This is a genomic window from Bradyrhizobium sp. DN3, from assembly GCF_041357655.1.
GTDB lineage: Bacteria > Pseudomonadota > Alphaproteobacteria > Rhizobiales > Xanthobacteraceae > Bradyrhizobium.
In genome coordinates this window covers 125,446-146,900 of the sequence record NZ_JAULLN010000003.1, presented here as the reverse complement: position 1 = coordinate 146,900, position 21,455 = coordinate 125,446, and the positions used below count along the sequence as shown (strand labels likewise).

General features: G+C 64.9%; 22 protein-coding genes. 10 read left to right on the top strand and 12 right to left on the bottom strand.

Features of this window, described 5'->3' with window-relative positions; genetic code table 11:
- The first annotated feature begins 103 nt into the window (after positions 1 to 103).
- Positions 104 to 883, top strand: a complete 780-nt coding sequence (locus AAE027_RS06035) for a transporter substrate-binding domain-containing protein (protein ID WP_130219994.1) — start codon at positions 104 to 106, stop codon at positions 881 to 883.
- A 13-nt stretch (positions 884 to 896) separates the two neighbouring features.
- On the opposite strand, the gene AAE027_RS06030 is transcribed toward AAE027_RS06035, so the two are convergent.
- Positions 897 to 1,715 (bottom strand): alpha/beta hydrolase family protein, encoded by an 819-nt coding sequence (locus AAE027_RS06030; RefSeq protein ID WP_479714205.1) that lies wholly within the window; start codon positions 1,713 to 1,715, stop codon positions 897 to 899.
- Between the two features lie 91 nt (positions 1,716 to 1,806).
- Between AAE027_RS06030 and AAE027_RS06025 the strand changes: the two genes are divergently transcribed.
- The 3 genes from AAE027_RS06025 to AAE027_RS06015 all read left to right on the top strand — a co-directional run bounded on the left by AAE027_RS06025 (position 1,807) and on the right by AAE027_RS06015 (position 3,576).
- Positions 1,807 to 2,100, top strand: a complete 294-nt coding sequence (locus AAE027_RS06025) for a hypothetical protein (protein WP_370987288.1) — start codon at positions 1,807 to 1,809, stop codon at positions 2,098 to 2,100.
- A gap of 71 nt (positions 2,101 to 2,171) precedes the next feature.
- The gene (locus AAE027_RS06020; RefSeq protein ID WP_370987287.1) at positions 2,172 to 3,038 is read left to right on the top strand and encodes a DUF2147 domain-containing protein; all 867 of its coding nucleotides are present in this window, start codon (positions 2,172 to 2,174) and stop codon (positions 3,036 to 3,038) included.
- Positions 3,039 to 3,219: 181 nt separating this feature from the next.
- Entirely contained in the window at positions 3,220 to 3,576 is a 357-nt protein-coding gene (locus AAE027_RS06015) for a hypothetical protein (RefSeq protein ID WP_130219951.1), read from the top strand.
- A gap of 142 nt (positions 3,577 to 3,718) precedes the next feature.
- On the opposite strand, the gene AAE027_RS06010 is transcribed toward AAE027_RS06015, so the two are convergent.
- Both AAE027_RS06010 and AAE027_RS06005 read right to left on the bottom strand, forming a co-directional pair.
- The gene (locus AAE027_RS06010; RefSeq protein WP_370987286.1) at positions 3,719 to 4,123 is read right to left on the bottom strand and encodes a (R)-mandelonitrile lyase; all 405 of its coding nucleotides are present in this window, start codon (positions 4,121 to 4,123) and stop codon (positions 3,719 to 3,721) included.
- Between the two features lie 24 nt (positions 4,124 to 4,147).
- The gene (locus AAE027_RS06005; RefSeq protein ID WP_370987285.1) at positions 4,148 to 4,846 is read right to left on the bottom strand and encodes a ribonuclease activity regulator RraA; all 699 of its coding nucleotides are present in this window, start codon (positions 4,844 to 4,846) and stop codon (positions 4,148 to 4,150) included.
- A gap of 248 nt (positions 4,847 to 5,094) precedes the next feature.
- On the opposite strand from AAE027_RS06005, the gene pxpB reads away from it, so the two are divergent.
- Genes pxpB through AAE027_RS05990 form a run of 3 tightly spaced genes read left to right on the top strand, consistent with a single transcriptional unit; the run spans position 5,095 to position 7,663 of the window.
- A complete protein-coding gene (gene pxpB / locus AAE027_RS06000) occupies positions 5,095 to 5,826 on the top strand; it encodes a 5-oxoprolinase subunit PxpB (protein WP_370987284.1) in 732 nt (243 codons plus the stop codon).
- On the top strand, positions 5,823 to 6,860 hold the full coding sequence (locus AAE027_RS05995; protein ID WP_370987283.1) for a 5-oxoprolinase subunit C family protein: 1,038 nt from the start codon (positions 5,823 to 5,825) through the stop codon (positions 6,858 to 6,860). Before pxpB ends, AAE027_RS05995 begins: the two co-directional genes overlap by 4 nt.
- A 32-nt stretch (positions 6,861 to 6,892) precedes the next feature.
- A complete protein-coding gene (locus tag AAE027_RS05990) occupies positions 6,893 to 7,663 on the top strand; it encodes a LamB/YcsF family protein (RefSeq protein ID WP_370987281.1) in 771 nt (256 codons plus the stop codon).
- A gap of 118 nt (positions 7,664 to 7,781) precedes the next feature.
- Here AAE027_RS05990 and AAE027_RS05985 read toward each other — a convergent pair whose 3' ends face one another.
- The 5 genes from AAE027_RS05985 to AAE027_RS05965 all read right to left on the bottom strand — a co-directional run bounded on the left by AAE027_RS05985 (position 7,782) and on the right by AAE027_RS05965 (position 13,708).
- Positions 7,782 to 7,934 (bottom strand): hypothetical protein, encoded by a 153-nt coding sequence (locus AAE027_RS05985; RefSeq protein WP_035666020.1) that lies wholly within the window; start codon positions 7,932 to 7,934, stop codon positions 7,782 to 7,784.
- Between the two features lie 295 nt (positions 7,935 to 8,229).
- On the bottom strand, positions 8,230 to 9,840 hold the full coding sequence (locus AAE027_RS05980) for a sulfite reductase subunit alpha (RefSeq protein WP_370987280.1): 1,611 nt from the start codon (positions 9,838 to 9,840) through the stop codon (positions 8,230 to 8,232).
- Positions 9,837 to 11,621 (bottom strand): NirA family protein, encoded by a 1,785-nt coding sequence (locus AAE027_RS05975; RefSeq protein WP_370987279.1) that lies wholly within the window; start codon positions 11,619 to 11,621, stop codon positions 9,837 to 9,839. The genes AAE027_RS05980 and AAE027_RS05975 overlap by 4 nt, the downstream gene beginning before the upstream one ends.
- A gap of 336 nt (positions 11,622 to 11,957) precedes the next feature.
- Positions 11,958 to 13,121 (bottom strand): CmpA/NrtA family ABC transporter substrate-binding protein, encoded by a 1,164-nt coding sequence (locus tag AAE027_RS05970; protein ID WP_370987278.1) that lies wholly within the window; start codon positions 13,119 to 13,121, stop codon positions 11,958 to 11,960.
- On the bottom strand, positions 13,118 to 13,708 hold the full coding sequence (locus AAE027_RS05965) for an ANTAR domain-containing response regulator (RefSeq protein ID WP_008564898.1): 591 nt from the start codon (positions 13,706 to 13,708) through the stop codon (positions 13,118 to 13,120). Before AAE027_RS05965 ends, AAE027_RS05970 begins: the two co-directional genes overlap by 4 nt.
- A gap of 111 nt (positions 13,709 to 13,819) precedes the next feature.
- Here AAE027_RS05965 and rimO point away from each other — a divergent pair, with 111 nt between their 5' ends.
- Positions 13,820 to 15,145, top strand: a complete 1,326-nt coding sequence (gene rimO / locus AAE027_RS05960) for a 30S ribosomal protein S12 methylthiotransferase RimO (RefSeq protein ID WP_370987277.1) — start codon at positions 13,820 to 13,822, stop codon at positions 15,143 to 15,145.
- Between the two features lie 190 nt (positions 15,146 to 15,335).
- Here the strand turns inward: rimO and AAE027_RS05955 are convergent, their stop codons facing one another.
- Positions 15,336 to 16,277, bottom strand: coding sequence for a hypothetical protein (locus AAE027_RS05955; RefSeq protein ID WP_370987476.1), 942 nt, complete (start codon positions 16,275 to 16,277; stop codon positions 15,336 to 15,338).
- Positions 16,278 to 16,604: 327 nt separating this feature from the next.
- On the opposite strand from AAE027_RS05955, the gene AAE027_RS05950 reads away from it, so the two are divergent.
- Together AAE027_RS05950 and AAE027_RS05945 are read left to right on the top strand one after the other, a co-directional pair.
- A complete protein-coding gene (locus AAE027_RS05950) occupies positions 16,605 to 17,246 on the top strand; it encodes a hypothetical protein (RefSeq protein ID WP_370987276.1) in 642 nt (213 codons plus the stop codon).
- 266 nt (positions 17,247 to 17,512) lie between these two features.
- A complete protein-coding gene (locus tag AAE027_RS05945; protein WP_370987275.1) occupies positions 17,513 to 18,709 on the top strand; it encodes an acetylornithine transaminase in 1,197 nt (398 codons plus the stop codon).
- Between the two features lie 103 nt (positions 18,710 to 18,812).
- On the opposite strand, the gene AAE027_RS05940 is transcribed toward AAE027_RS05945, so the two are convergent.
- The 3 genes from AAE027_RS05940 to pcsA form a co-directional block, all read right to left on the bottom strand.
- Positions 18,813 to 19,787 carry a quinone oxidoreductase family protein gene (locus AAE027_RS05940; RefSeq protein ID WP_130219964.1) on the bottom strand — a complete coding sequence of 325 codons (975 nt, stop codon included), beginning with the start codon at positions 19,785 to 19,787 and terminating at the stop codon, positions 18,813 to 18,815.
- A gap of 92 nt (positions 19,788 to 19,879) precedes the next feature.
- Positions 19,880 to 20,614 (bottom strand): TerC family protein, encoded by a 735-nt coding sequence (locus AAE027_RS05935; RefSeq protein ID WP_091894481.1) that lies wholly within the window; start codon positions 20,612 to 20,614, stop codon positions 19,880 to 19,882.
- Positions 20,611 to 21,378 (bottom strand): phosphatidylcholine synthase, encoded by a 768-nt coding sequence (gene pcsA, locus AAE027_RS05930; protein WP_370987274.1) that lies wholly within the window; start codon positions 21,376 to 21,378, stop codon positions 20,611 to 20,613. The genes AAE027_RS05935 and pcsA overlap by 4 nt, the downstream gene beginning before the upstream one ends.
- Positions 21,379 to 21,455 lie beyond the last annotated feature (77 nt).

Genomic DNA, 21,455 nt, shown 5'->3' with positions numbered 1-21,455 from the left:
CCTCTGAATTCCCTTCAATTCTGCCTCGCCAGCGACGGGCATCTGGTCTAAATCCACGCCTCAAGAGCTGCACAATGACAGCTCGGGCATGGGCGGAAAAGAGATGATCGTTCGAATCTGGGCGGCTTTAGCCGTGGCGTTGCTGGTAAATGTCTCGGCGCATGCGCAGCAGGCGCCCTCGCGCCTCGACGAGATCGTCAAGCGCGGCACATTGCGCGTCGGCATGACCGGCGACTACAAGCCCTTCACCTATCTGGACAAGACCACGCAGCAGTTCAGCGGCTTCGACGTCGACATGGCGCAGGCCCTTGGCAAGGCGCTCGGCGTCAAGGTCGAATTCGTACCGACGGCCTGGCCGAAGTTGATGAAGGATTTCGAGGCCGACCAGTTCGACATCGCCATGGGCGGTGTCTCGGTCACGCTCGACCGGCAGAGGAAGGGCTTCTTCTCCACGCCGATCATGCGCGAGGGCAAGACGCCGATCGCGCGCTGCGCCGACGTCGGCAAGTACCAGAGCATCGCCGACATCGACAAGAAGGGCACCCGCGTCATCGTCAATCCCGGCGGCACCAACGAGCGCTTCGCCCGCGCTAACATCAAGGATGCCGAGATCACTGTCTTCGCCGACAACACCGTGATCTTCGACGAGATCGCCAAGGGCAATGCCGACCTGATGATGACCGACGCCTCCGAGACGCGCTACCAGCAGAAGCAGCATGCCGGCGTGCTCTGCGCGGTGCATCCGGAAAAGCCGTTCGACTTCTCCGAGAAGGCCTACTGGCTCCAGCGCGACATGGCGCTGAAGGCCTTCGTCGACCAATGGCTGCATATTTCCATGGAGGACGGCAGCTACAGGAAGATCTACGCCGCATGGTTCGATTAAGACGGGCCGGCAATCAATCGTGCCCGTCTTCGCTCTTTCTCAGCTGCATGCTGAAAAAGGCGATGGCCGCGTCATCGAACTCGCGGTGAAACGCCCGCCGATCGAATCCCGGCGGATCGGTGCACAGGATCGGAGCGGTTTCGGCGAGTTTCGGCGGGCACGGAATGACAAAGGAGAAGTGCGAGGAGTTCGGCACGATGCGGTAGTCAGGGCGTGCCGGAAGAAGCTGCGCCAGCGCATCGATGCCGTCAGGCACGACGCCGTCGCCGCCGAGCTCGGACCGCCAAAGGAGGATCGGTATCGTTACGCCGGCAAGACGTTCGCGGGTGAAGAGGCCGTCAAAGAGCGGGGGATCCGCCAATATGGCGGCGCGGACTCTGGGATCGTGAACGGGTGGATCGGTTGGCACTCGGCCCGCGCGAACATCCAGGCATTTTTGCGTCGAGGCTGCCGCTTTCTCGCACAAGGCCGCCAAAGCTCCGAAATCGGGATTGCCGCCGATCACCACGAGGCCTGTATAGGCGCCGCGGGAGAATCCGAACAGGCCGACCCGCCTGGTGTCAATGACCGCTGCATGCTCCCAGCCACTGAGCATGAAATCCGTGAGCCGCTTGATGTCGGCGGGGCGCTCGACCAACACTGAGAACTCATCGGTCCGGCTGCTGTCCTTGGCCGTGTCGCCAGGATGATTGACGGCGGCGACCACGAAGCCGGCATCGGCCAGCGCGGCCGCAGTGTCGGTGTGCGCCAGGAACGAACCGCGTCGCCCGTGCGAGACGACGACCAAGGGCAGTCGATCGCCCTCGATCTGACACCTCACGATGCCCGGCAAAGCGGCCCCCTCGTTTGCCACGACCTTGGCTGCGCACGGCGTCCACACGACGCCTGCGAGTGAGAGCCCGCCAGCGTCCGCGGGCACATCGATGAAGCGGATCCCGGCCGCCTGCGCCGCAGCCGCGCCGAGACAGCAGGCCGCGGTCACAATCGTCTGGCAAAGCCGTCGTCCAAACATGATTCACGCGTCGGTGTTGCAGCCGCCGTTCGGCGTGCGTGTCCCGATGGATTTCATCAACCAGAACGATTTTACGGGCGCCCCCTGCGCTCGTCCAGGCAGGGATTTCTGCGTCATCCCTGTGCCGGCCACGTCCAACTCTGGACCGAGTTCGGCGTTATTGAACCAAGATCAGAGCGAGCACGACTCATACCGAGAACAGTGATCTAGATCACTTTTTGCGATCGAGCCGGGGCGTAAGCGTCGGTCCGGGGACCATCTGCTCAGGAGACGGAAATGAGGAAGCTGTTGGCCACGGCCGCATTCCTATTGGCGAGCACGGCTGCTCAGGCACAGTACACCTTCGAATATGGGGGACGCACCATCCGCATCGATCCCGACCGCGGCACGGTGCAGATTCCCGGCGTGTACGACAACACCGGCCAGGGCAAGGCCAAGAAGGCCAAGAAGAACGAGCAGGCGCCGCAGCAAGCCACGGTCGATCCGCAAGCGCCGGCTGCTGCTCCGGCACCGGCTCCCGCCGCCGCGCCGCCCGCGGCCGTGCAGGCGCCTGCACCCGCAGCTGCTGCGCCGCCTCCCGCTCCGCCACCACCGGCCCCGCCGCCGGCCGCCACTGCCAACAACACGCCGGCCGCAACGGCCGTGGTGCCGCCGCCTGCGCCGCCTCCGGCCCCTGCTCCCGTCGAGCAGCAGGCAGCGCCCGCTGTGACCCCGCCGCCCGCCCCGACCGTGGCTGCCGCACCACCGGCGCCGCCTCCGCCACCCGTCCCGGCGCCTGCGCCCGCTCCCGTTCAGGCGGCCGCAGCCACGCCTGCTCCGGCAACCGCGCCCACGCGCGATCAGAATTCGCCGCTCGGCGTCTGGCTCACCGAGGAGAAGGAGGGCAAGGTCCGCATCGAGCAATGCGGCACCAATCTCTGCGGCTATTCGGTCGACTCCAAATCGAACCAGAACGGCGAGCAGGTCCTGATCAACATGAAGCCCGGCAAGGACCAGAAATGGTCAGGCCGCATCCTCGATCCCAATTCCGGTTCGACCTACGATTCGACGATCGCGATGAAGGGCACCGACCGATTGCGCGTGCAGGGCTGCGCCTTCGGCGGCATGTTCTGCGGCGGCCAAACCTGGACGCGCGTGAACTGAGTTTGGCTTCGATGCTCTGATCAGAACGAGGGGCCCGTGATCCGGGCCCCTTTGCGTTGTCCGCGGTGTGATGGCGAGGTGAGCCACCTCACAGAGCCTGCTGCAGGCGTGAGCCCCCTCACATCGCCGGTTCTGCGAGCCGTGCCACGGTCCCCTGCATGGTCAACCACAGGGGCGTGCCATGAACGGCATTCGCACAGGACTCTTCGTTACGCTTGTCGCCATTGCCTTTCCGCTGACACAGGCCGGTGCCACGACAAGCACTTTCGACGGCACATGGAATGTCCGCATCTCGTCATCGAGCGAGACCTGCGGCAACGGCGCGACCGTCGCGATCGGAATCAACAATGGTCAGATCGCATCAAGCAGCGCTGCGGTGACGGCGTCGGGCCGCGTCGCCGATGCCGGCAACATCAACGTCACTTTAAGCACCGGCATCAAGCGCGCCGTCGGCTTCGGCCGGCTCAGCGGCACGTCAGGCTCCGGCACCTGGCGCGGCGCCATGTGCACGGGCACGTGGACGGCGGAGCGGATGTAGGTCTTGTGTCCCGGACGCGGCGCGGCGCGAAGTGCCGTGACGCTGAGCCGGGACCCAGCAGTGTCAATCGCTCGGAAGAGTCTGGGCCCCGGCCCGGCGACGCATCGCCTTAGGGCGATGCGTCTTGTCCAGGGCACGAGGATCAGCCCAGCGCCGCCCCATACTCCGCGTCGGTGACCGGCTCCAGCCAGGTCGAGTAGACGCCGTCGAGTGCTTCCTGCATGGCGATGTGGCACATCCCGTTGCCCGGCGACGCGCCGTGCCAATGCAATTCGCCCGGCGGAATCCAGACGGTGTCGCCCGGGCGGATCTCGCGGATCGGGCCGCCCTTGGACTGGACGCGGCCGACGCCGGAGATGACGTAGAGCGTCTGGCCGAGCGGATGGTGATGCCAGTTGGTGCGCGCGCCCGGTTCGAACGCGACGCGCGAGCAGTTCAGCCGTGCCGGCGCGGGCGCCATGATGACGGGGTCCTGCCACACGGTGCCGGTGAAGTGTTCATTGGGCGCGCGGCGGGTCGGCCGCGTGCCTGCAACAGTGATTTCCATTGGGATTACCTCGCTGCTTCCCGATTACTTCTTGCTGGCGGCGTAGCGCGCCTTGGTCTCGGCGTTCATGGGATAGAGGCCCGGCAGCACGGCGCCGTTGTTCACCTCGTTGACGATCCAGGCTTCCATCCGCTCCTGCTCGACGCCCTCGGCGAGCACGTGATCGAGCATCGCCTGCGGGATCAGCACGCAGCCGTCCTGGTCGGCGACCACGATGTCGTTCGGGAAAACGGCGACGCCGCCGCAGCCGATCGGCTCGCCCCAGCCGACGAAGGTCAGGCCCGCGACGGAAGGCGGCGCGGCATAGCCGTCGCACCAGACCGGAAGATTGGTGCCGAGCACGCCCTCGACGTCACGCACGACGCCGTCGGTGACGAGCGCGGTCACGCCGCGCTTGACCATGCGCGCGCAGAGGATGTCGCCGAAGATACCGGCATCGGTGATGCCCATGGCATCGACCACGGCGATGCAGCCTTCGGGCATCGCCTCGATCGCGGTGCGGGTCGAGATCGGCGACGACCAGGTTTCCGGCGTCGCCAGATCCTCGCGCGCGGGCACGAAGCGCAGGGTGAAGGCCGGTCCCACCAGACGCGGCAGGCCCGGACGCAGCGGCCGCGCGCCGCGCATCCACACATTGCGCAGGCCCTTCTTCAGCAGGACCGTGGTGATGGTGGCGGTGGTGATGCCGGCGAGGGTCTTGCGGGCTTCGGGGGACAGCGACATGGAAACAGACGAGCTCCGGATGGGCGGGAAAGAACGCGCGCATCTTGCGAGCCGCAGCCCTTGCGTCAAGGGCCAAGAGGCTAGCAATAACGCAGGGCCGCTGGGCTATTATGCGACGCGATAACAAGGCCTTATCGCTTCCCCCAGCATTAATTTATTGGACTTGCGGACGCATTTACGCGAAGCAGGAAGAAGCGGAACTCGAACGCCGGGGGCCGCATTCTTCAGAAGCCCGATTTCGACAGCTCATGGCCGCGACGCTTCCCCCGCCCCGCCTTCTGCCCAGTGGCGACAGCGCCGTCACGGTCGAGTTCAGCCGCACCATCGATGACGATGCCAACCAGCGCGTGCTGGCGCTCGACAAGGCGCTTTCAGCAAGCCCGATCGACGGCATCACTGAAGCCGTGCCGACCTATCGCTCGCTGCTGGTGCACTACGATCCCGGCAAAATCGGTTTCGATACGCTCGGCGACAAGCTGATCGCGCTCGCCAGCCAGAAGTTGCCGCGGGCGACCAAGGCGCGCCGCTGGCGCATTCCCGTCGCCTATGGCGGCGAGCACGGCATCGATCTCGAGGACGTCGCCAAGGCGCTGAGCACCACGCCCGACGACATCGTCGCCCGCCACGTTGCCGGCGACTACAAGGTTGCCATGATCGGCTTCACGCCGGGCTGGTCCTATCTCAGCGGCCTCGACAAATCCCTCCACATGTCGCGCCGGCAGAATCCGCGCGTGCTGACGCCGGCCGGCACGATCTCGATCGGCGGCGTCCAGGCCGGGATCCAATGCCTGGCTGCCCCGAGCGGCTGGCACCTTTTGGGCCGCACGCCTGTCAGAACCTATCAGCTCCACCGCAATCCGACCTTCCTGACCGAACCCGGTGATCGCGTGACGTTTTTCGCCATCGACCACAAGACGTTCGAGGAATTGGACCGCGCTGCGGAAGCCGGCGAGATCGTCGCCGAGCAGGTGGTCGCATGAGCCGGCTCGTCGTCGCCAGCATCGGCCCTGCAAGCTCGGTTCAGGATGGCGGCCGTTACGGCGCGCAGCGCTATGGCCTGACGGTGAGCGGGGCGATGGACCGGCTGTCGCTTGCTGCGGCGAACACGCTTGTCGGCAACGGGCCGTTTGCGGCCGCAGTCGAGATCGGTCCATTCGGCGCCTCCTTCACCGCCCGTGATGGTGCCGTGCGCGTCGCGATTTCAGGCGCGCCGCGCAATGCGGATATCGCCGGAAATCCGATCGCGATGGACACATCGGTGACCTTGAAGGATGGCGAGACGCTGACGCTGGGCTTTGCCCGCGGCGGCGCCTTCACCTATCTCGCCATCGAAGGCGCCATCAAGGGCGAGGCGGTGTTCGGCAGCCTCGCCGTGAATGCGCGCGCGGGCCTCGGCAGCCCCTACCCGCGCCCGCTGCAGGCCGGCGACGAGTTCAGCGTCGATGCCGCCAGCGGCGCGAGCGAATTGCGGATCGAGTTGCCGAAGCCCGTGAGCGGCCCGATCCGTGTTCTGCTGGGTCCGCAGGACGACGAGTTCGACGACGCCAACAAGGCGCTGTTCCTGGACAGCGAGTGGAAGATCTCGGCGACCTCCGACCGCATGGGCTACCGGCTCGAGGGCCCCGTGATCAAGCATCTACACGGCCACAACATCGTCTCCGACGGCACCGTCAACGGCAGCATCCAGGTGCCCGGCAACGGTGCGCCGATCGTGCTGATGATGGATCGCGGCACCTCCGGCGGCTATCCGAAGATCGCAACGGTGATCACGGCCGATGTCGGCCGCCTCGCGCAGACCTCGGCGGGAACCGCATTCCGCTTCAAGGCCGTCAGCATGGCCGAGGCGCAGGACGAGGCGCGCAAATTCGCGCAACTGATCCGCAGCCTGCCCGATCGCCTGCGCTCTGCCGACACCGTCGCGCTCAACATCGAGGCGCTCAGCGATGCTAACGTTGCGGGCTATGCCGTGAGCGCCGTCGACGCCGGGACGTGGCAGGTCGCGGCGGAACCGTAAACGGCAACAAAGACCAGAGGCGGAGAGCACCCATGAAGACGATCGACCTCAATTGCGACCTCGGCGAAGGTTTTGGCGCGTGGGAAATGGGCAATGACGCCGCCATGATCGAGCTGGCGAGCTCGGTCAACGTCGCCTGCGGCTTCCACGCCGGCGATCCTGATATCATGCGCCGGACGGTGGAGCTCGCGAAGGCGCGCGGCGTCTCGGTCGGCGCGCATCCGGGCTACCGCGACCTGCACGGCTTCGGCCGGCATCCGATCGCGGGCCTGAAGGCCTCCGAGATCGAAAACCTCGTCGCCTACCAGATCGGCGCGTTGCAGGCGATCGCGACCGCGGCCGGCCACAAGGTCACCCATGTGAAGGCGCATGGCGCGCTCTCCAACGTCGCCTGCGAGGACGACATGACGGCGAAGGCGATCGCCGCCGGCATCAAGGCGGTCGATCCCAGCCTGATCTTCGTCGTGCTCGCCAATTCGAAGCTGGTGAAGGCCGGCGAAGCGGCTAATCTGCCGATGGTGCACGAGGTGTTCGCCGACCGCGCCTATGAGGACGACGGCAACCTCGTCTCGCGCAAGAAGCCCGGCGCGGTATTGCACGATGCGAAAGTGATCGCCGATCGCGTCGTGCGTATGGTGCAGGACGGTGCGGTGGTGTCGGTGACAGGCAAGGTGATCAAGATGCGCACCGACACGGTCTGCATCCACGGCGATACGCACGGCGCGGTCGAGATCGCGCGCAGTGTGCGTCAGGCGTTGAAGAATGCCGGGATCGAGGTCGCGCCGTTCAAGCGCGGGGCGTGAGGCACGGCGGTGCCGTAGGGTGGGCAAAGCGGAGCGTGCCCACCTTGTCGATCTCGTGTGTTGAAAGATGGTGGGCACGGCGCGCGAAGGGCGCGCCTTTGCCCACCCTACTGGAGCATCAGAACGGATGCACCGAGAGCGTGCCGAACACGATCGCCGCGATGACGGCAAACGCGCTATAGAGCGCCAGATGATGGGCGCTCGCCCCGGTCCGCCGCGAGAGCGAGCGCGCGTAGAAATGCAGCCTGGCTTCCGCCGATAGTTCGCGCATGGTCGATCTCCAACGCCCCATTTGTGGGATTATGAAGGATCAACCCTGGCGGGAGGCAAGGTGGCTGCGGAAATAGCGATGACGGTTCTCTGAAAGGTCGGCATCGCAGGCGCAAATTCTTCCGCCACCCCGGTTCCGAGAATCTTATTCGTTAGAATCCGATCCAGCTGGAACCGAGTCGGGCCCGACGGGGTCAACATGGGTCACTGTATGGTGGGTTACGCCATGCGGACCGCGCTTTGCGCAGCCGCAAGGCTAACCCACCCTACAAGGCTCATCCCGATGTTCTCGCGCCTTAGTAGACGTCAGCTTGGAAGCGGCCGGTCTTCTTGAGCTCGGCGACAAAGCTGACGGCCTCGTCGGTCGAACGCGCGCCGAACTGGGCGACGATGTCGACCAGCGCACGCTCGACGTCCTTGGCCATGCGCTTGGCATCGCCGCAGATGTAGAGATGCGCGCCTTCGGCAAGCCACGTCCACACCTCACGTCCGACCTCGCGCATGCGGTCCTGCACATAAAACTTCTTCTCGCCATCGCGCGACCAGGCCAGCGACAGGCGCGTGAGCAGACCCGACGTCTTCATCGCGTTGAGCTCCTCCTGGTAGAAGAAGTCGCAATCGCTGCGCTGGTGCCCGAAGAACAGCCAGTTCTTGCCGGGCGCGCCGGTGGCCTTGCGATCGAGCAGAAAAGCGCGGAACGGCGCGATGCCGGTGCCGGGGCCGATCATGATAACTGGCGTCTTCGGATCCCGCGGCAGGCCGAAGGCGTGTGCCTTCTGCACATAGACGTTGAGCTGCTCGCCTTCGGCAATGCGTTCGCCGAGGAAGGTCGAGGCGACGCCGAGGCGCTTGCGCTTGCCAATGACGTAGCGGACGGAGTCTACCGTCAGCGACAGCTTTCCAGGCGTCGCGTTGTGCGAGGACGAGATCGAGTAGAGCCGCGGCTGGAGCGGCTCCAGCGCCTCGACGAAGGCCTCCGGGTGCGGCCGCGTGCCCGAGAACTTCTGGAGTGCCGCCATGACGTCGAGGGTGGCGGCATCGCCATCGGGATCCTCGCCCTGCGCCAGCGCTCGCGCCTTCTCGCGCTGCGCGCCGCCGGTGATGAAGGAGATCAGCTCGAACAGCGTATCGGGCGCCGGCGACAGCGAGACGTCGTCGATCAGCACCTCGCGCAGCGTCTTGCCGTTGACTTTCGTGGTGTGGGAGGCACCGAGCAGCGCGATGATCTGGTCGACGAGGCCGACATCGTTGCGCGCGAACACACCAAAACTGTCGCCGACGACGTAGTCGAGCTTGCTCTCGGAGAGATCGAACTCGATGTGATAGGTTTCCTTCTCCGATTTCCCCTTGTTGAGCAGGCGGCGCGACAGGAAGGTCGCGGCAACTGGGTTGTCGCGTGAGCGGCCCGGCTCCGCGATCGTCACGGTCACGGCCGGCGCCGGAGCGTCCGCTTTGTCCGCCGCTTTGGCCACTGCGGCCTTGTCGAGCTCCTCGTACAGCGACTTAAGCATCCGCGCGGTTTCCTTGCCGCCGGGGACGCAGAGGTTGAGCCGTGCTTCGCTGCGGCTCGCGATCGCCTCCGAATAGTCGTGGCAATTGTAGCCGCACTGGCCGCAATCCTGCTGTGCCATTGCCGCCATCATCTTGCGGCGCACGGGACGACCCTCGGCGAGCTTCATCCGGTCCGCGATCGGCATGGTCTGGTCGTGCCATGGCGCTTCGCCGTCGTCGCCGTCACCGGCGGCGCCTTGCATGACGGCAGCGCCCTGCTCGGCCGACAGCGGCGCGGCCGCGTCAGGCGACAATAGCCCGGCGAAGAATCCGTTCAGCCAGGAACGCTGCGCATCGGAGAACGGCGCGCTGGCGGGAATGATGTCGAGTTTCGGCGGAGGCGTGATCTGGTTCATGCGGACACCTGTGCATCGGCAAGCTTGCGCAGCGTTTCGCCGTCATGGCGGCGCGCAAAGGACAGGAAGGTTTCTTCGGGAGACGAGCGATGGGCGATATAGGCCTTGAGCAGTGCTTCGACCGTCTTCGGCGCGTCTTCGGCCTTGAGGTCGTGATAGACCTCCTGCCCGACGTCGGCGTCGGGGCCGAACCCGCCGCCGGTGAAGAGGTGATAGCCCTCGACCGTGTCCTCCTCGCCGACTGGCACGCGCGCGCCGATCAGCCCGATGTCGCTGATGTAGTGCTGCGCGCAGGAATGGTGACAGCCGGTGACGTGGATGTTGACCGGCTTGTCCATCGCGACGCGTGGCTCGCACCAGTCGCCGATCTCGGCGGCGTGGCGCTTGGTGTTCGCAGCGGCGAAGCGGCAGCCGGCATTGCCGGTGCAGGCGATCAGGCCGGCGCGGATGTGTGAAGCCTCGACCGCGAGCCCGATCTGCTTGATCGCGGCAACGGCGAGCTCGACATTCTCATCGCGCACGCCCGAGACCAGCAGGTTCTGCCAAACCGTCAGGCGGATCTCGCCGTCGCCGAGGTCACGCGCGACCTTGGCGAGACCGCGCATCTGATCAGAGGTGAGCTTGCCGAGCGTCAGCGATACGCCGATCCAGTTGAGGCCGTCCTGCTTCTGCTTGTGCACGCCGACATGCGCCATGCGGTCGGCGGCCGGCCGCGGCGCAAACGCCTCTTCAGGCACGCGCGTGAACGGCGTCTTCAACCGCTCCTCGACCAGCTTGAGGAAGCCGTCATGGCCCATGCTGTCGAGCACGTATTTCAGCCGCGCCTTGTTGCGGTTGGTGCGGTCGCCATGGTCGATGAACACGCGCACGATGGCGTCCGCGACGGCAGTCGCCTGCCCCGGCTTGACGATGATGCCGGAATATTTGGCGAAGTCCTTGTGGCCTGTGATGCCGCCGAGGCCGAGCCGGAACCAGACCCCGGGCTCGACGCCGAAGCCGTCTTTCACCTCGTAAGCCGTGAACGCAATATCGTTGGTCTCCTCGAGCACCGCGATCCTGCCGGCGCCGTCGAAGGCGACGTTGAACTTGCGCGGCAAGCCGTAGAGCGAGCGATCATTGAGGATGTGATAGTGCCACTCGCGCGCATAGGGCCGCGTGTCGATCAATTCCTGCGGATCGATGCCGGCGGTCGGCGTCCCCGTGACGTTGCGGATGTTATCGGCGCCGGAGCCGCGCGAGCATAGGCCGAGATCCTGGATGCCCTCGATCAGCTTCACCGCATGCTTCGGTGGGATCTCGCGGAGCTGGAGATTGGCGCGCGTCGTGACGTGGCTGTACGGGCCGCAGAGCTCGTCGGCGAGATCGGCAAGGCCGGACAGCTGCCAGTGCTTCATGATGCCGTTGGGGATCCGCAGGCGGCTCATGTAGGAGTCCTGCGTCGGCGCGACATAGAAGATGCCGTAATAGCGCCAGCGGAAATTGTCCGCCGGGCTCGGCGGCGCGTTGTTGAGCGCCTGCTGGCGCAGCCGCGGATAGGCATCGAAGGGATGCTCGTCGCGCTTGAACTTCTCCTGGTCGGCGAGCTTCTTGCCGGCGGCGATGACCTTGTCCTGCGCCTTGATGTGCACAGCATCGGGGCCGGTGGGCTCGGCGTTCGCCTTGCCGGCACCGCTGCCGCCGAGACCGCGACCGACCCGGCTGATCTGCAGACCGGTCGTGAAGCCTTCGAGATAGCGTTTCTGCTCGTCGGTAAAGTCGACTGCGAGCGTATCGATTTTCATGGTCGGTAACGAAGCTCCTGCGGCCACCGAGGTGGCATCGACGGAAATTGGCGCGACCCGAAGGGCACCTTGCTGGCTCGAGAGCCGGCCTAGCCACCCAACGGTCCGATCAGCTTCGTTGCTGCGGGACTTGGCTCAGCAGTCACCTGTGACAAGCTGGCCGCAGTGCAACATTCAAGTTGCGTGCCAGCTTCGGCGAAATGAAAGACGTCGTGATTTCAAGAAATTAGCGGAGATCCCGGAACCTTCCGGTCCCGCAGCGCCTCATGAAATTCGAGCACTCGGCTCAAAATTTAGCCGATGCGCCAAATTGCACAATAATTATGCAACGACGAATCAGGCCTTCCAACGCCCCACTTCGAAGGCCTCGAGGTGCCCCAAAATGTTGTCGGCATCGAATACGGGCCCGGCGAAGGCCCCAAATGCCGCCGGGGCTTCCTCGGGCGGGCGGCGGCCGAGGGCCGCGTCGTAAAGGTCGGGCCTGAACACCGCCATGGCGGTCTTGGCGCCGTCCGAGCTCAAGGCCGCCTGCCCCCACCGCACCATCTGCGCATAGAGCCAGGCGGCCTGGACCGGATCGGGGCGCCCTGCCTCCTCGCGTCCGACCAGGAGATAGCGGCCGCTCTCGCGGAAGGTACCGTCCGGCGAAATCTTCAGGCGTCCCGTGAGGGTGCGCTGGATGACTTCGGCATCGACGCCGATCCGCTCGGGTTGCGCCAGAATCCGCGCCGCTTCGATCCGGTTTTCCGGATGCTCGATGAACTCGGCCGCCTTCACTGCCGCGCGCACCAGGCTAGCGACCACGTCCGGATGCTTGTCGGCCCAGACCTGGCGGACGGCCAGGACCTTCTCCGCTGCGCGCGCCAGGATGTCGGAAACGAAATGCAGGATGTGGCCGATGCCAAGATCGACCGCGATCGAGTTCCAGGGCGCACCGACGCAGAATGCGTCGACATGGCCGCTCTTGAGACTGTCGACCATGTAGGGCGGCGGCAGCACGACGAGGCGCACGTCCTCATCGGGATCGACACCGGCCGCCGCCATCCAGAACCGCAATTGGTAATTGTGGGTCGAGAACGGGAAGGTCATGCCGAAGGTCAGCGGATCCGCGCCGGCCTTGCGGCGTTTGGCGACCACTCGCGCCAGCGCCTTGGCGGTGGCGAGCGGATCGAAGCGGTCGCCATCGATCTCCTCCATCAGCGCCGTATGCAGCGCCGGCGACACCGTGATCGCGTTGCCGTTGATGCCGAGATTGAAGGGCGCGGCGATCGGCACCTTGACGTGGCCGAGCCCGAGCGAGGACGCGATCGCCACCGGCGCGAGCAGATGCGCGGCGTCGAACAGGCCGATATTGAGCTTGTCGCGGACGTTGGACCATGACACCTCGCGCACCAGCTCGACGTCGAGCCCTTCGGCGGCGGTGAACCCCTTGTCGACGGCAACGATCAGGGCTGCGGCATCGACCAGCGGGATGAACCCGATGCGGAGGGGAGCAGTCATTTCAGCATCTCCGACGCGGTGATGATCGACTGCGCGATCTCGCCGATTTTCTTCTTCTCGCGCATCGCCGTGGAGCGCAGCAGCACATAGGCCTCGTCCTCGGTCAGACCCTTCACCTTCATCAGGATGCCCTTGGCGCGTTCGATGATCTTGCGGTCCTCGAGCTGCGACTTGGTGCGTTCCAGCTCCTCCTGGAGCTTGGCGAAGGCGTTGAAGCGGGACACGCAGAGGTCGAGGATTGGCTTGATGCGCTCCTTCTTCAGCCCATCGACGATGTAGGCGGATACCCCCGCCTCGACCGAGGCCTGGATCGAGGCGGAATCGCTCTGGTCGACGAACATCGCGATCGGCCGCTTCACGGCGCGGCTGACCTGGAACATCGCCTCCAGCACGTCGCGGCTGGGGTTCTCCAGATCGATCAGGATGATGTCGGGGTCGACCGCATAAATACGGGCAAGCAGGCTCTGCATCTCGCGGATATGGACGACCTGCGTGAATCCGGCCTCCCGCAATCCTTCCTCCAGGATTGCAGCCCGGATCGGGCTTTCGTCGACGATCACGATTTTGGGCGACTGTTCGGCGCTCATAGCTCACTCACCACCAGTGATTCATCCATAGCACGCCGGAACGCCCTGCAAAGGGTTGTAATTGTGGGCAATTGGGACTAGCTCAGGCCCGTCAATCAGGCAGTTTTAGATATGGATCAGACGGCTGCGCCCAAGGTCAGCTTCGTATCGCTCGGGTGTCCCAAGGCATTGGTGGATTCCGAGCGCATCATCACGCGCCTGCGCGCCGAGGGCTATGAGCTCGCCCGCAAGCATGATGGGGCCGACATCGTCATCGTCAACACCTGCGGCTTCCTCGACAGCGCCAAGCAGGAATCGCTCTCGGCGATCGGCGAAGCCATGGCCGAGAACGGCAAGGTGATCGTAACAGGTTGCATGGGCGCGGAACCCGAGCCGATCGAGCAGGCCTATCCCGGCGTGCTCTCCATCACCGGCCCGCAGCAATATGAGAGCGTCCTGGATGCCGTGCACCGCGCCCTGCCGCCGGCCCACAATCCGCATCTCGACCTAGTGCCGCCGCAGGGCATCAAGCTGACGCCGCGCCACTACGCGTACTTGAAAATCTCCGAGGGCTGCAACAATCGCTGCACCTTCTGCATCATCCCGAAGCTGCGCGGCGACCTCGTCTCGCGCCCAGCCAATGACGTGCTGCGCGAGGCCGAACGTCTGGTCGGTGCCGGCGTCAAGGAATTGCTGGTGATCTCGCAGGACACCTCGGCCTATGGCGTCGATCTCAAATACGCCGAGAGCCCGTGGAAGGATCGCCAGGTCCGCGCCAAATTCCTCGACCTCGCGCGCGAGCTCGGCGAGCTCGGGGCCTGGGTCCGACTGCAATATGTCTACCCCTACCCGCATGTCGACGAAGCCATCGCGCTGATGAATGAGGGCAAGGTATTGCCCTATCTCGACATCCCGTTCCAGCATGCGAGCCCCGAGGTGCTGAAGGCGATGAAGCGCCCGGCGGCGCAGGACAAGACGCTCGCGCGCATCAAGCGCTGGCGCGAGGAATGTCCCGATCTCGCCTTGCGCTCCACCTTCATCGTCGGCTTCCCCGGCGAGACCGATGCCGACTTCGCCTATCTGCTCGACTGGCTGGATGAAGCCGAGATCGACCGCGTCGGCTGCTTCAAATACGAGCCGGTTGCGGGTGCGACGTCGAATGCGATCGAGAACCCCGTGCCGGAAGAGGTCAAGCAGGAGCGCTACAACGCGCTGATGGCCCGCCAGCAGAAGATTTCCGCGCGCAGGCTGAAGCGCAAGGTCGGCACGCGCCAGCAGATCATCATCGACGAGGTCGGCCCGACGGTGGCCAAGGGCCGCTCCAAGGCCGATGCACCCGAGATCGACGGCGCAGTCTATCTCTCCAGCCGCCGCCCCTTGCGCGTAGGCGAGATCGTCACCGCGAAGATCGAGCGTGCCGACGCATACGATCTGCACGGCAGCGTCGCGGGGTTCTGACGGCGTTTCGCTGTTGCGATCGGTCTAGCCGCGGGCTCGCTGCAACCTCTCCCGCTTGCGGGAGAGGTCGGCGCGAAGCGCCGGGTGAGGGCTTTCTCCTCGTTGGGAGTCCCTCTGCAGATGCACCCTCTCCCCAGCCCTCTCCCGCAAGCGGGAGAGGGAGCGGACCGTCGCCGGGGCTGCAGCCCCATCAAACGAGCCATTTCGGCACCCAGCGCTCCGGACGCGGTGCCCGCGCAAGATCAGCCTGTGCCTCGGATAATTTTGCCGGCTCGCCCTCGATCGTCGGGCGCACATCGTATTCGAAATTCGGCATGATCCGGCCATCGGCATAGAGCCCGAAATGCATCGCGTACCATAGTCCGAGCTCGGGCTGGGCACGGCGCATCTGCTCGCGCAAATCGCGCAGCAGGGATTCGATTGAGGCCGCTTCCTCGAACGGCTGCGGCCCGCGCGAAAGGACGCGCGCCTCGTACTGCTTGCCGACGATTGCGATCTCGAAGCGCGTCTGGTCCCAGGGCTTTTTGCCCTTCGGAAGATGCGCCGCCAGCCGCCAGCCGAGCTCGACCATCAGGCGGTGATTGGCCCAATAATCCTCGCGATCGCGGCTCCACTTCTCCACGAAGCCGCGAAAGTCGGGCAGCTCCGACGATGTATCCTCGGGCGCCGCTATTTCGCTTGTCGGCCGGCCAGCGAGCCACTGCGCGAGTTCGGCCGTCTGGCACTCGACTTCGTCATTCGGCTTCAGATCGCTCCAGGCGTTGTCGAATTGCTGCGACGTCAGTTTTGCGAGCAGCCCGTCGAGGCTCGGCGCGAGCAGCTCGTAGTCGCCCTCCGACCCCAGCCCCACGATCGGCGGATTGTCGCGGTCGAGACCGGCGCCATACCAGCCGCCGACTGCCGAGCCATCCGGCAACCGCATGAACAGCGAGAACCTGTCGCGCAAGGGACTGCCGTCGACGATCGGCGCATGATCGGAGAATTGGCCCTGCAGCGAGAAGCAGCCGACGCTGCCCCAGGGCCGCCCCTTCAGCCATCCGGCGAAGTCGAGCAGCAGGGATGGCGCCTCGATGCCCGGCGGAAATGCGCCGCGAATGCTGTCGAGGTCGATTGGATAAGGCGTGTCGGACAAGGCTGAAACTGTCTGGTTGGTCCCGCCCCTCTTGGTCTGAGCCGCCATGCGTCCGGTTCGAACCAATTCGCGTGCCTCGATCACAAACGCGCCAGCGGCGCGATGGTTTCTGCAGGTCGAGCGATGAAATGGGATAAAACGGCCGGTATTGGGAGCGGACTGCATGTGCCGGCGCTCTGATCCCATCCGCATCTTCGTGGTTTCCGCTGCCGCGATGCAAAGCGCGCGACGGCACGCGCGAGCAATGTGACACTATAGTGCATTCACGCAGGGGTCACGGACTCGGCCTAACTCTGCCCGCGCTTTCAACGCGAGCGAGGAATGAGGATGAGCCGTCTCTCGGACATGCTGCGCACGCAGCGCTTCGACGATTATCGCTTCTACCACCAGAGCACCGTCAACCAGACGCTGCACCTGATTAGCGCCGTGATTTTCCTCGGCTGCTACGCGCTCCTTTTTAAGGATCCGGCGCTCGCGGGCCTGATCGGTTGGCTCGCGATGCTAACACGGCAAACCGGGCACTTCTTCTTCGAGCCGAACGGCTATGACGCCGTCAACGACGTCAGCAACGAATACAAGGAAGCGGTCAAGGTCGGATACAACCAGACCCGCAAGATCATCCTGCTCTTGGTCTGGGGCAGCGCGCCGATCGCGCTGTACGTCTATCCGACGCTGTTCGGTCTGTTCGTTCCGCCGGCCGATCGGTTGGACTTCATCCGCCACGTCGGTGCGCTCTGGCTCGCCATCGGCATCGGTGGAGGGCTTGCCCGCATGATCCAGCTCTTCGCAAGGCGCGACGTCACGACCGGACTGGTGTGGGTGTTCAAGGTGCTGACCGATCCCTTCCACAACATCGCGCTGTACTGGTCATCGCCGCTCAAGCTGATGCGCGGCGAGCTCATCGACCCTGCGATTGCGGACGCGGATTGGGGTGACGACGGCGCCGAAAAGGCTGCGCATCCGACCTGACCGATGCACGCCGGGCGAGTGTTTTTCAAAACCTCCGCTTGACAAGCCATGCCGTTCGGCTGTAGGGACGCGCCCCATGATCAACTCTCGGACCCACCGCCGCGCAGCTTTCCGTCGTCGCACCCGCGACGATGATGGGTTGCGCCATGTCCGACGACGCCGCTGATCGCCTGAGTTCAGCAGAGTTTTCGAGAAGGCCGCACCCGCAAAGTGCGGCCTTCTTGCTTTTCGCGCGTCTTTTCCACCCGCCTCCAGAGGAGTTCGACATGATCACCGCCACCCATCCGTATGATGCGCTGATGGACATCACTGCACGGCCCAAGGCCGTGTTCGTCCGCGGCGCCGGCTCCTACCTCTGGGACGACAGCCGCAAGCGCTATCTCGATTTCGTGCAGGGCTGGGCCGTGAACTGCCTTGGCCATTCGCCACCTGCGATCGCCGATGCGCTGGCCGCGCAGGCCAAGCGGCTGCTGACGCCGAGCCCTGCGTTCTACAACGAGCCGAGCCTGAAGCTTGCCGAGGCGCTGGTCGATGGCAGCGCGTTCGATCAGGTGTTCTTTGCCAACTCGGGCGCGGAAGCCAATGAGGGCGCGATCAAGCTGGCGCGCAAATACGGCAGCCTACACAGGAACGGCGCGTTCGAGATCATAAGCTTCGAAGGCGGCTTCCACGGAAGGACGCTTGCGACGATGTCGGCGTCTGGCAAGAAGGCGTTCGAACCGCTGTTCGAGCCCAAGGTCGCCGGCTTCAAGAAGGCCAAGCTCAACGACATCGCCTCGGTGGAGAAGCTGATCAACGACAACACCGTCGCTGTGATGCTCGAGCCGATCCAGGGTGAATCAGGCGTGTGGCCGGCGAGCGATCAGTTCCTGCAAGAGCTGCGCGCGCTCACCGAGGCGCACGGTCTGCTCTTGATCTTCGACGAGATTCAGACCGGCATGGGCCGGACCGGAAAGCTCTTTCACTGCGAGCACACGGGGATTTCGCCCGACATCATGACGCTCGGCAAGGGCATCGGCGGCGGCGTGCCGCTCGCTGCTCTGCTTGCGACCGAACGCGCCTCCTGCTTCGCGCACGGCGATCAGGGCGGCACGTTCAACGGCAACCCGATCATGTGCGCGGCGGGGCTTGCGGTGCTTCAGGAGGTCAGCAAGCCCGACTTTCTGAAGAGGGTCACCGAGACCGGCCTCCTGCTCGAAAGCGAGTTGCAAAAGGTCTCGGCCCGGCATGGTCTCGGCGGCGTGCGGGGACGCGGGCTCTTGCTCGCGCTCGACCTCAAGCTGCCGATCGCGCCCGGCATCGTCGCGCAAGCGTTCGAAGCCGGCGTGCTCCTCAACGCGCCACAGGTCGACACGCTGCGGTTCATGCCGTCGCTGAACGTCACGAAGGGAGAGATCGCCGAGATGATCGATTGTCTCGACGGGATTTTGACCAAGGCCGGCGCGGCACGGCGGGTGGCGTGAGGTTCGTCATTGCGAGGAGCTCGCGACAAAATTGCGAAGCAATCCGGTCTGCCTCCGTGGAAAGATTCTGGATTGCTTCGCTTCGCTCGCAATGACGGAAGAACTACGGCTTCAAGATCGACGCGCCCGTCGTCTTGCGGCTTTCCAGATCGATATGCGCCTTCGCGGCGTCCTTCAGCGCGTAGGCGTGGTTGATCGGCACGTGCAGCTTGCCGTTGATGACGGCGGCGAACAGCGTGTCGGCGCCTTCCAGCAATTCGGAGCGCTTGCCGACATAGTCGTTGAGCTTCGGCCGCGTCGCAAACAACGAGCCGTGATTGTTGAGCTCGGCGATCGAGAACGGCGGCACGGGACCGGAGGCATTGCCAAAAGAAACAAACATGCCGCGCGGCTTCAGGCAGGACAGCGAGCCCGGGAAGGTCGCCTTGCCGACGCCATCATAGACGACGTCGCAACCCTCGTTGCGGCTGATCTGCTTGACGCGCGCGACGAAGTCTTCCTCGTTGTAGAGGATGACGTGGTCGCAGCCATTGGCCTCCGCAAGCTCGGCCTTCTCGCGCGAGCCGACGGTGCCGATGACGTGGGCCCCGAGCGCGCTCGCCCATTGGCAGGCCAAGAGGCCGATGCCGCCGGCAGCGGCGTGGATCAGCACGCGATGATGCGGCTCGACCTTGAAGGTCTTGTGCAGGAGATACCAGACCGTGAGCCCCTTCAGCATCAGCACGGCGCCCTGCTCGTGGGTGATGTGGTCGGGGAGCTTGACCAGCTTCTCCCAGGGAATGTTGCGCTCGCCGGTATAGGCACCGAGATTGTGGTAGTAGGCGACGCGGTCGCCGGGATGGAAATGCGTCACGCCGGGCCCGACAGCTGTGACCTCGCCCGAGGCCTCATTGCCGGCGATGAAGGGCAGTCCCGGCGCCTTGTAGAGGCCGGTGCGGTAGTAGACGTCGATGAAGTTCAGACCGACCGCGTGCTGGCGGATGCGCACTTCGCCCGGGCCCGGCGCCGGCACGTCGACGCTCTCATAGACCAGGGCTTCAGGGCCTCCGACCTGGTGCACACGGACGGCTTTGGTCATCACCTGACCTCCTCGTTGTCTTGCTCTCGGCCTTCTCGCGAACAAGCGAAAGACATCGCGCCCGCCTTGTCAACTCGACGCAATTGGAACGGCTAGACCGACGGCGCGCCGGCTTTCCTGCGGTTGCGCTTGGCCAGCACGTTGAAGAATTCGACTGCCGCCGAGAACGCAATCGCGAAATAGATATAGCCGCGCGGAATGTGGAATTGGAATCCGTCCGCGACCAGCGCGACGCCGATCAGCACCAGGAACGCCAGCGCCAGCATCTTGGTGGTCGGATGCTCCGCGACGAATCGCGACACCGGGCCCGACGAAATGTACATGATCAGGCAGGCGATCACGACGGCCGCGATCATGATCTCGATGTCCTGCGCCATGCCGATCGCGGTGATGATCGAGTCAAGCGAGAACACGATGTCGATGATCACGATCTGGACGATCACCCAGAAGAAGGCGTTGCCGGCGGACTTCTCGTCGCCCTCGCCGTCATCGGCTTCGACCTCGCCGTGGATCTCGTGCGTTGCCTTGGCGATCAGGAACAGGCCACCGCCGATCAGGATGAGGTCGCGCCAGGAGAAGTCGTAGCCGGCGAACGAGAACACCGGCGCGGTCAGGCCGATCAGCCAGACCAGGAGGCTGAGCAGGATGATGCGGAACACCAGCGCCAGCGCGAGCCCGATCTGGCGGGCACGGTGCGCCTGCTTCTCCGGAATGCGAGAGACGATCACCGACAGGAAGATGACGTTGTCGATGCCGAGCACGATCTCGAGCGACGTCAACGTCAGCAGCGCGGCCCAGGCTTCGGGGCTGGTGAGGAGATGCATCATGCGAAGGATTTTACCAGTCGTATCAGGGCATCGCTGAAGGTGATCCAGAGCGCGATGGCGCAGAGCACCACGGTCACGCCGGTGCCGACGCGGAAATCCATCTGCAGCACGTAGAGGCCGAGCAGCGCCCAGATCGCGATCAGCGACATCGTCAGCCAGCGCAGCCGCACGACGCGGACCGGATGCAGCACGTGGAACGGCACGAAGGTCAGCACGACGAGCGCGGCGACCAGCAGCGTCGACCAGAGCGGCGGCCAGTGCAGCAGGAACAAATAGAACGCTGCCGCATTCCACAGCGCCGGGAAGCCCCGGAAATGATTGTCGTCCGCCTTCATGCGCAGATCGGCGAAATATAATGCGCTTGTGACGATGATGGCGACGCCAAGCAAGGGCGCGGCGACCGGCAGCAACAGCCCGCTGGCCACGATCGCATAGGCTGGCACGAAAACGTAGGTGACGAAGTCGACCACGAGATCGAGCACGTCACCCGACCAGTTCGGCTGCACGTTCTTGACGTCGAGCCGACGCGCGATCGGACCATCGATCGCGTCGATGATCAGAGCGATGCCCAGCCACTGAAACATCGCCGCCCAGTGCTCGCGCACGGCCTCCAGCATCGCCAGCAACGCGACCGCCGCACCGAACGCGGTGAAGATGTGCACCGAGAACGCCGCAGCGCGGATCGCGGGGGTGGGCTTCAGGGAATCCTCTTGGCTGTCCATGGCTTCTGCTACCAGAACGAGACCGATTTGCACATCCGCCATTGCGACGCGCGGCCGCGCAATTCGTCATAAAATCAAGCAAAATCAGCGGGCTTGAATTTGCCGCGGGCCATGTCAAA

Excerpts from the sequence above, each read along its gene's own strand:
- AAE027_RS06035 (WP_130219994.1), top strand. The coding sequence starts at position 104 with ATGATCGTTCGAATCTGGGCGGCTTTAGCCGTGGCGTTGCTGGTAAAT.
- AAE027_RS06025 (WP_370987288.1), top strand. The coding sequence starts at position 1,807 with ATGAAGCGGATCCCGGCCGCCTGCGCCGCAGCCGCGCCGAGACAGCAG.
- AAE027_RS06020 (WP_370987287.1), top strand. The coding sequence starts at position 2,172 with ATGAGGAAGCTGTTGGCCACGGCCGCATTCCTATTGGCGAGCACGGCT.
- AAE027_RS06015 (WP_130219951.1), top strand. The coding sequence starts at position 3,220 with ATGAACGGCATTCGCACAGGACTCTTCGTTACGCTTGTCGCCATTGCC.
- AAE027_RS06010 (WP_370987286.1), bottom strand. The coding sequence starts at position 4,123 with ATGGAAATCACTGTTGCAGGCACGCGGCCGACCCGCCGCGCGCCCAAT.
- AAE027_RS06005 (WP_370987285.1), bottom strand. The coding sequence starts at position 4,846 with ATGTCGCTGTCCCCCGAAGCCCGCAAGACCCTCGCCGGCATCACCACC.
- pxpB (WP_370987284.1), top strand. The coding sequence starts at position 5,095 with ATGGCCGCGACGCTTCCCCCGCCCCGCCTTCTGCCCAGTGGCGACAGC.
- AAE027_RS05995 (WP_370987283.1), top strand. The coding sequence starts at position 5,823 with ATGAGCCGGCTCGTCGTCGCCAGCATCGGCCCTGCAAGCTCGGTTCAG.
- AAE027_RS05990 (WP_370987281.1), top strand. The coding sequence starts at position 6,893 with ATGAAGACGATCGACCTCAATTGCGACCTCGGCGAAGGTTTTGGCGCG.
- AAE027_RS05985 (WP_035666020.1), bottom strand. The coding sequence starts at position 7,934 with ATGCGCGAACTATCGGCGGAAGCCAGGCTGCATTTCTACGCGCGCTCG.
- AAE027_RS05980 (WP_370987280.1), bottom strand. The coding sequence starts at position 9,840 with ATGAACCAGATCACGCCTCCGCCGAAACTCGACATCATTCCCGCCAGC.
- AAE027_RS05975 (WP_370987279.1), bottom strand. The coding sequence starts at position 11,621 with ATGAAAATCGATACGCTCGCAGTCGACTTTACCGACGAGCAGAAACGC.
- AAE027_RS05970 (WP_370987278.1), bottom strand. The coding sequence starts at position 13,121 with ATGACTGCTCCCCTCCGCATCGGGTTCATCCCGCTGGTCGATGCCGCA.
- AAE027_RS05965 (WP_008564898.1), bottom strand. The coding sequence starts at position 13,708 with ATGAGCGCCGAACAGTCGCCCAAAATCGTGATCGTCGACGAAAGCCCG.
- rimO (WP_370987277.1), top strand. The coding sequence starts at position 13,820 with ATGGATCAGACGGCTGCGCCCAAGGTCAGCTTCGTATCGCTCGGGTGT.
- AAE027_RS05950 (WP_370987276.1), top strand. The coding sequence starts at position 16,605 with ATGAGCCGTCTCTCGGACATGCTGCGCACGCAGCGCTTCGACGATTAT.
- AAE027_RS05945 (WP_370987275.1), top strand. The coding sequence starts at position 17,513 with ATGATCACCGCCACCCATCCGTATGATGCGCTGATGGACATCACTGCA.
- AAE027_RS05940 (WP_130219964.1), bottom strand. The coding sequence starts at position 19,787 with ATGACCAAAGCCGTCCGTGTGCACCAGGTCGGAGGCCCTGAAGCCCTG.
- AAE027_RS05935 (WP_091894481.1), bottom strand. The coding sequence starts at position 20,614 with ATGATGCATCTCCTCACCAGCCCCGAAGCCTGGGCCGCGCTGCTGACG.
- pcsA (WP_370987274.1), bottom strand. The coding sequence starts at position 21,378 with ATGGCGGATGTGCAAATCGGTCTCGTTCTGGTAGCAGAAGCCATGGAC.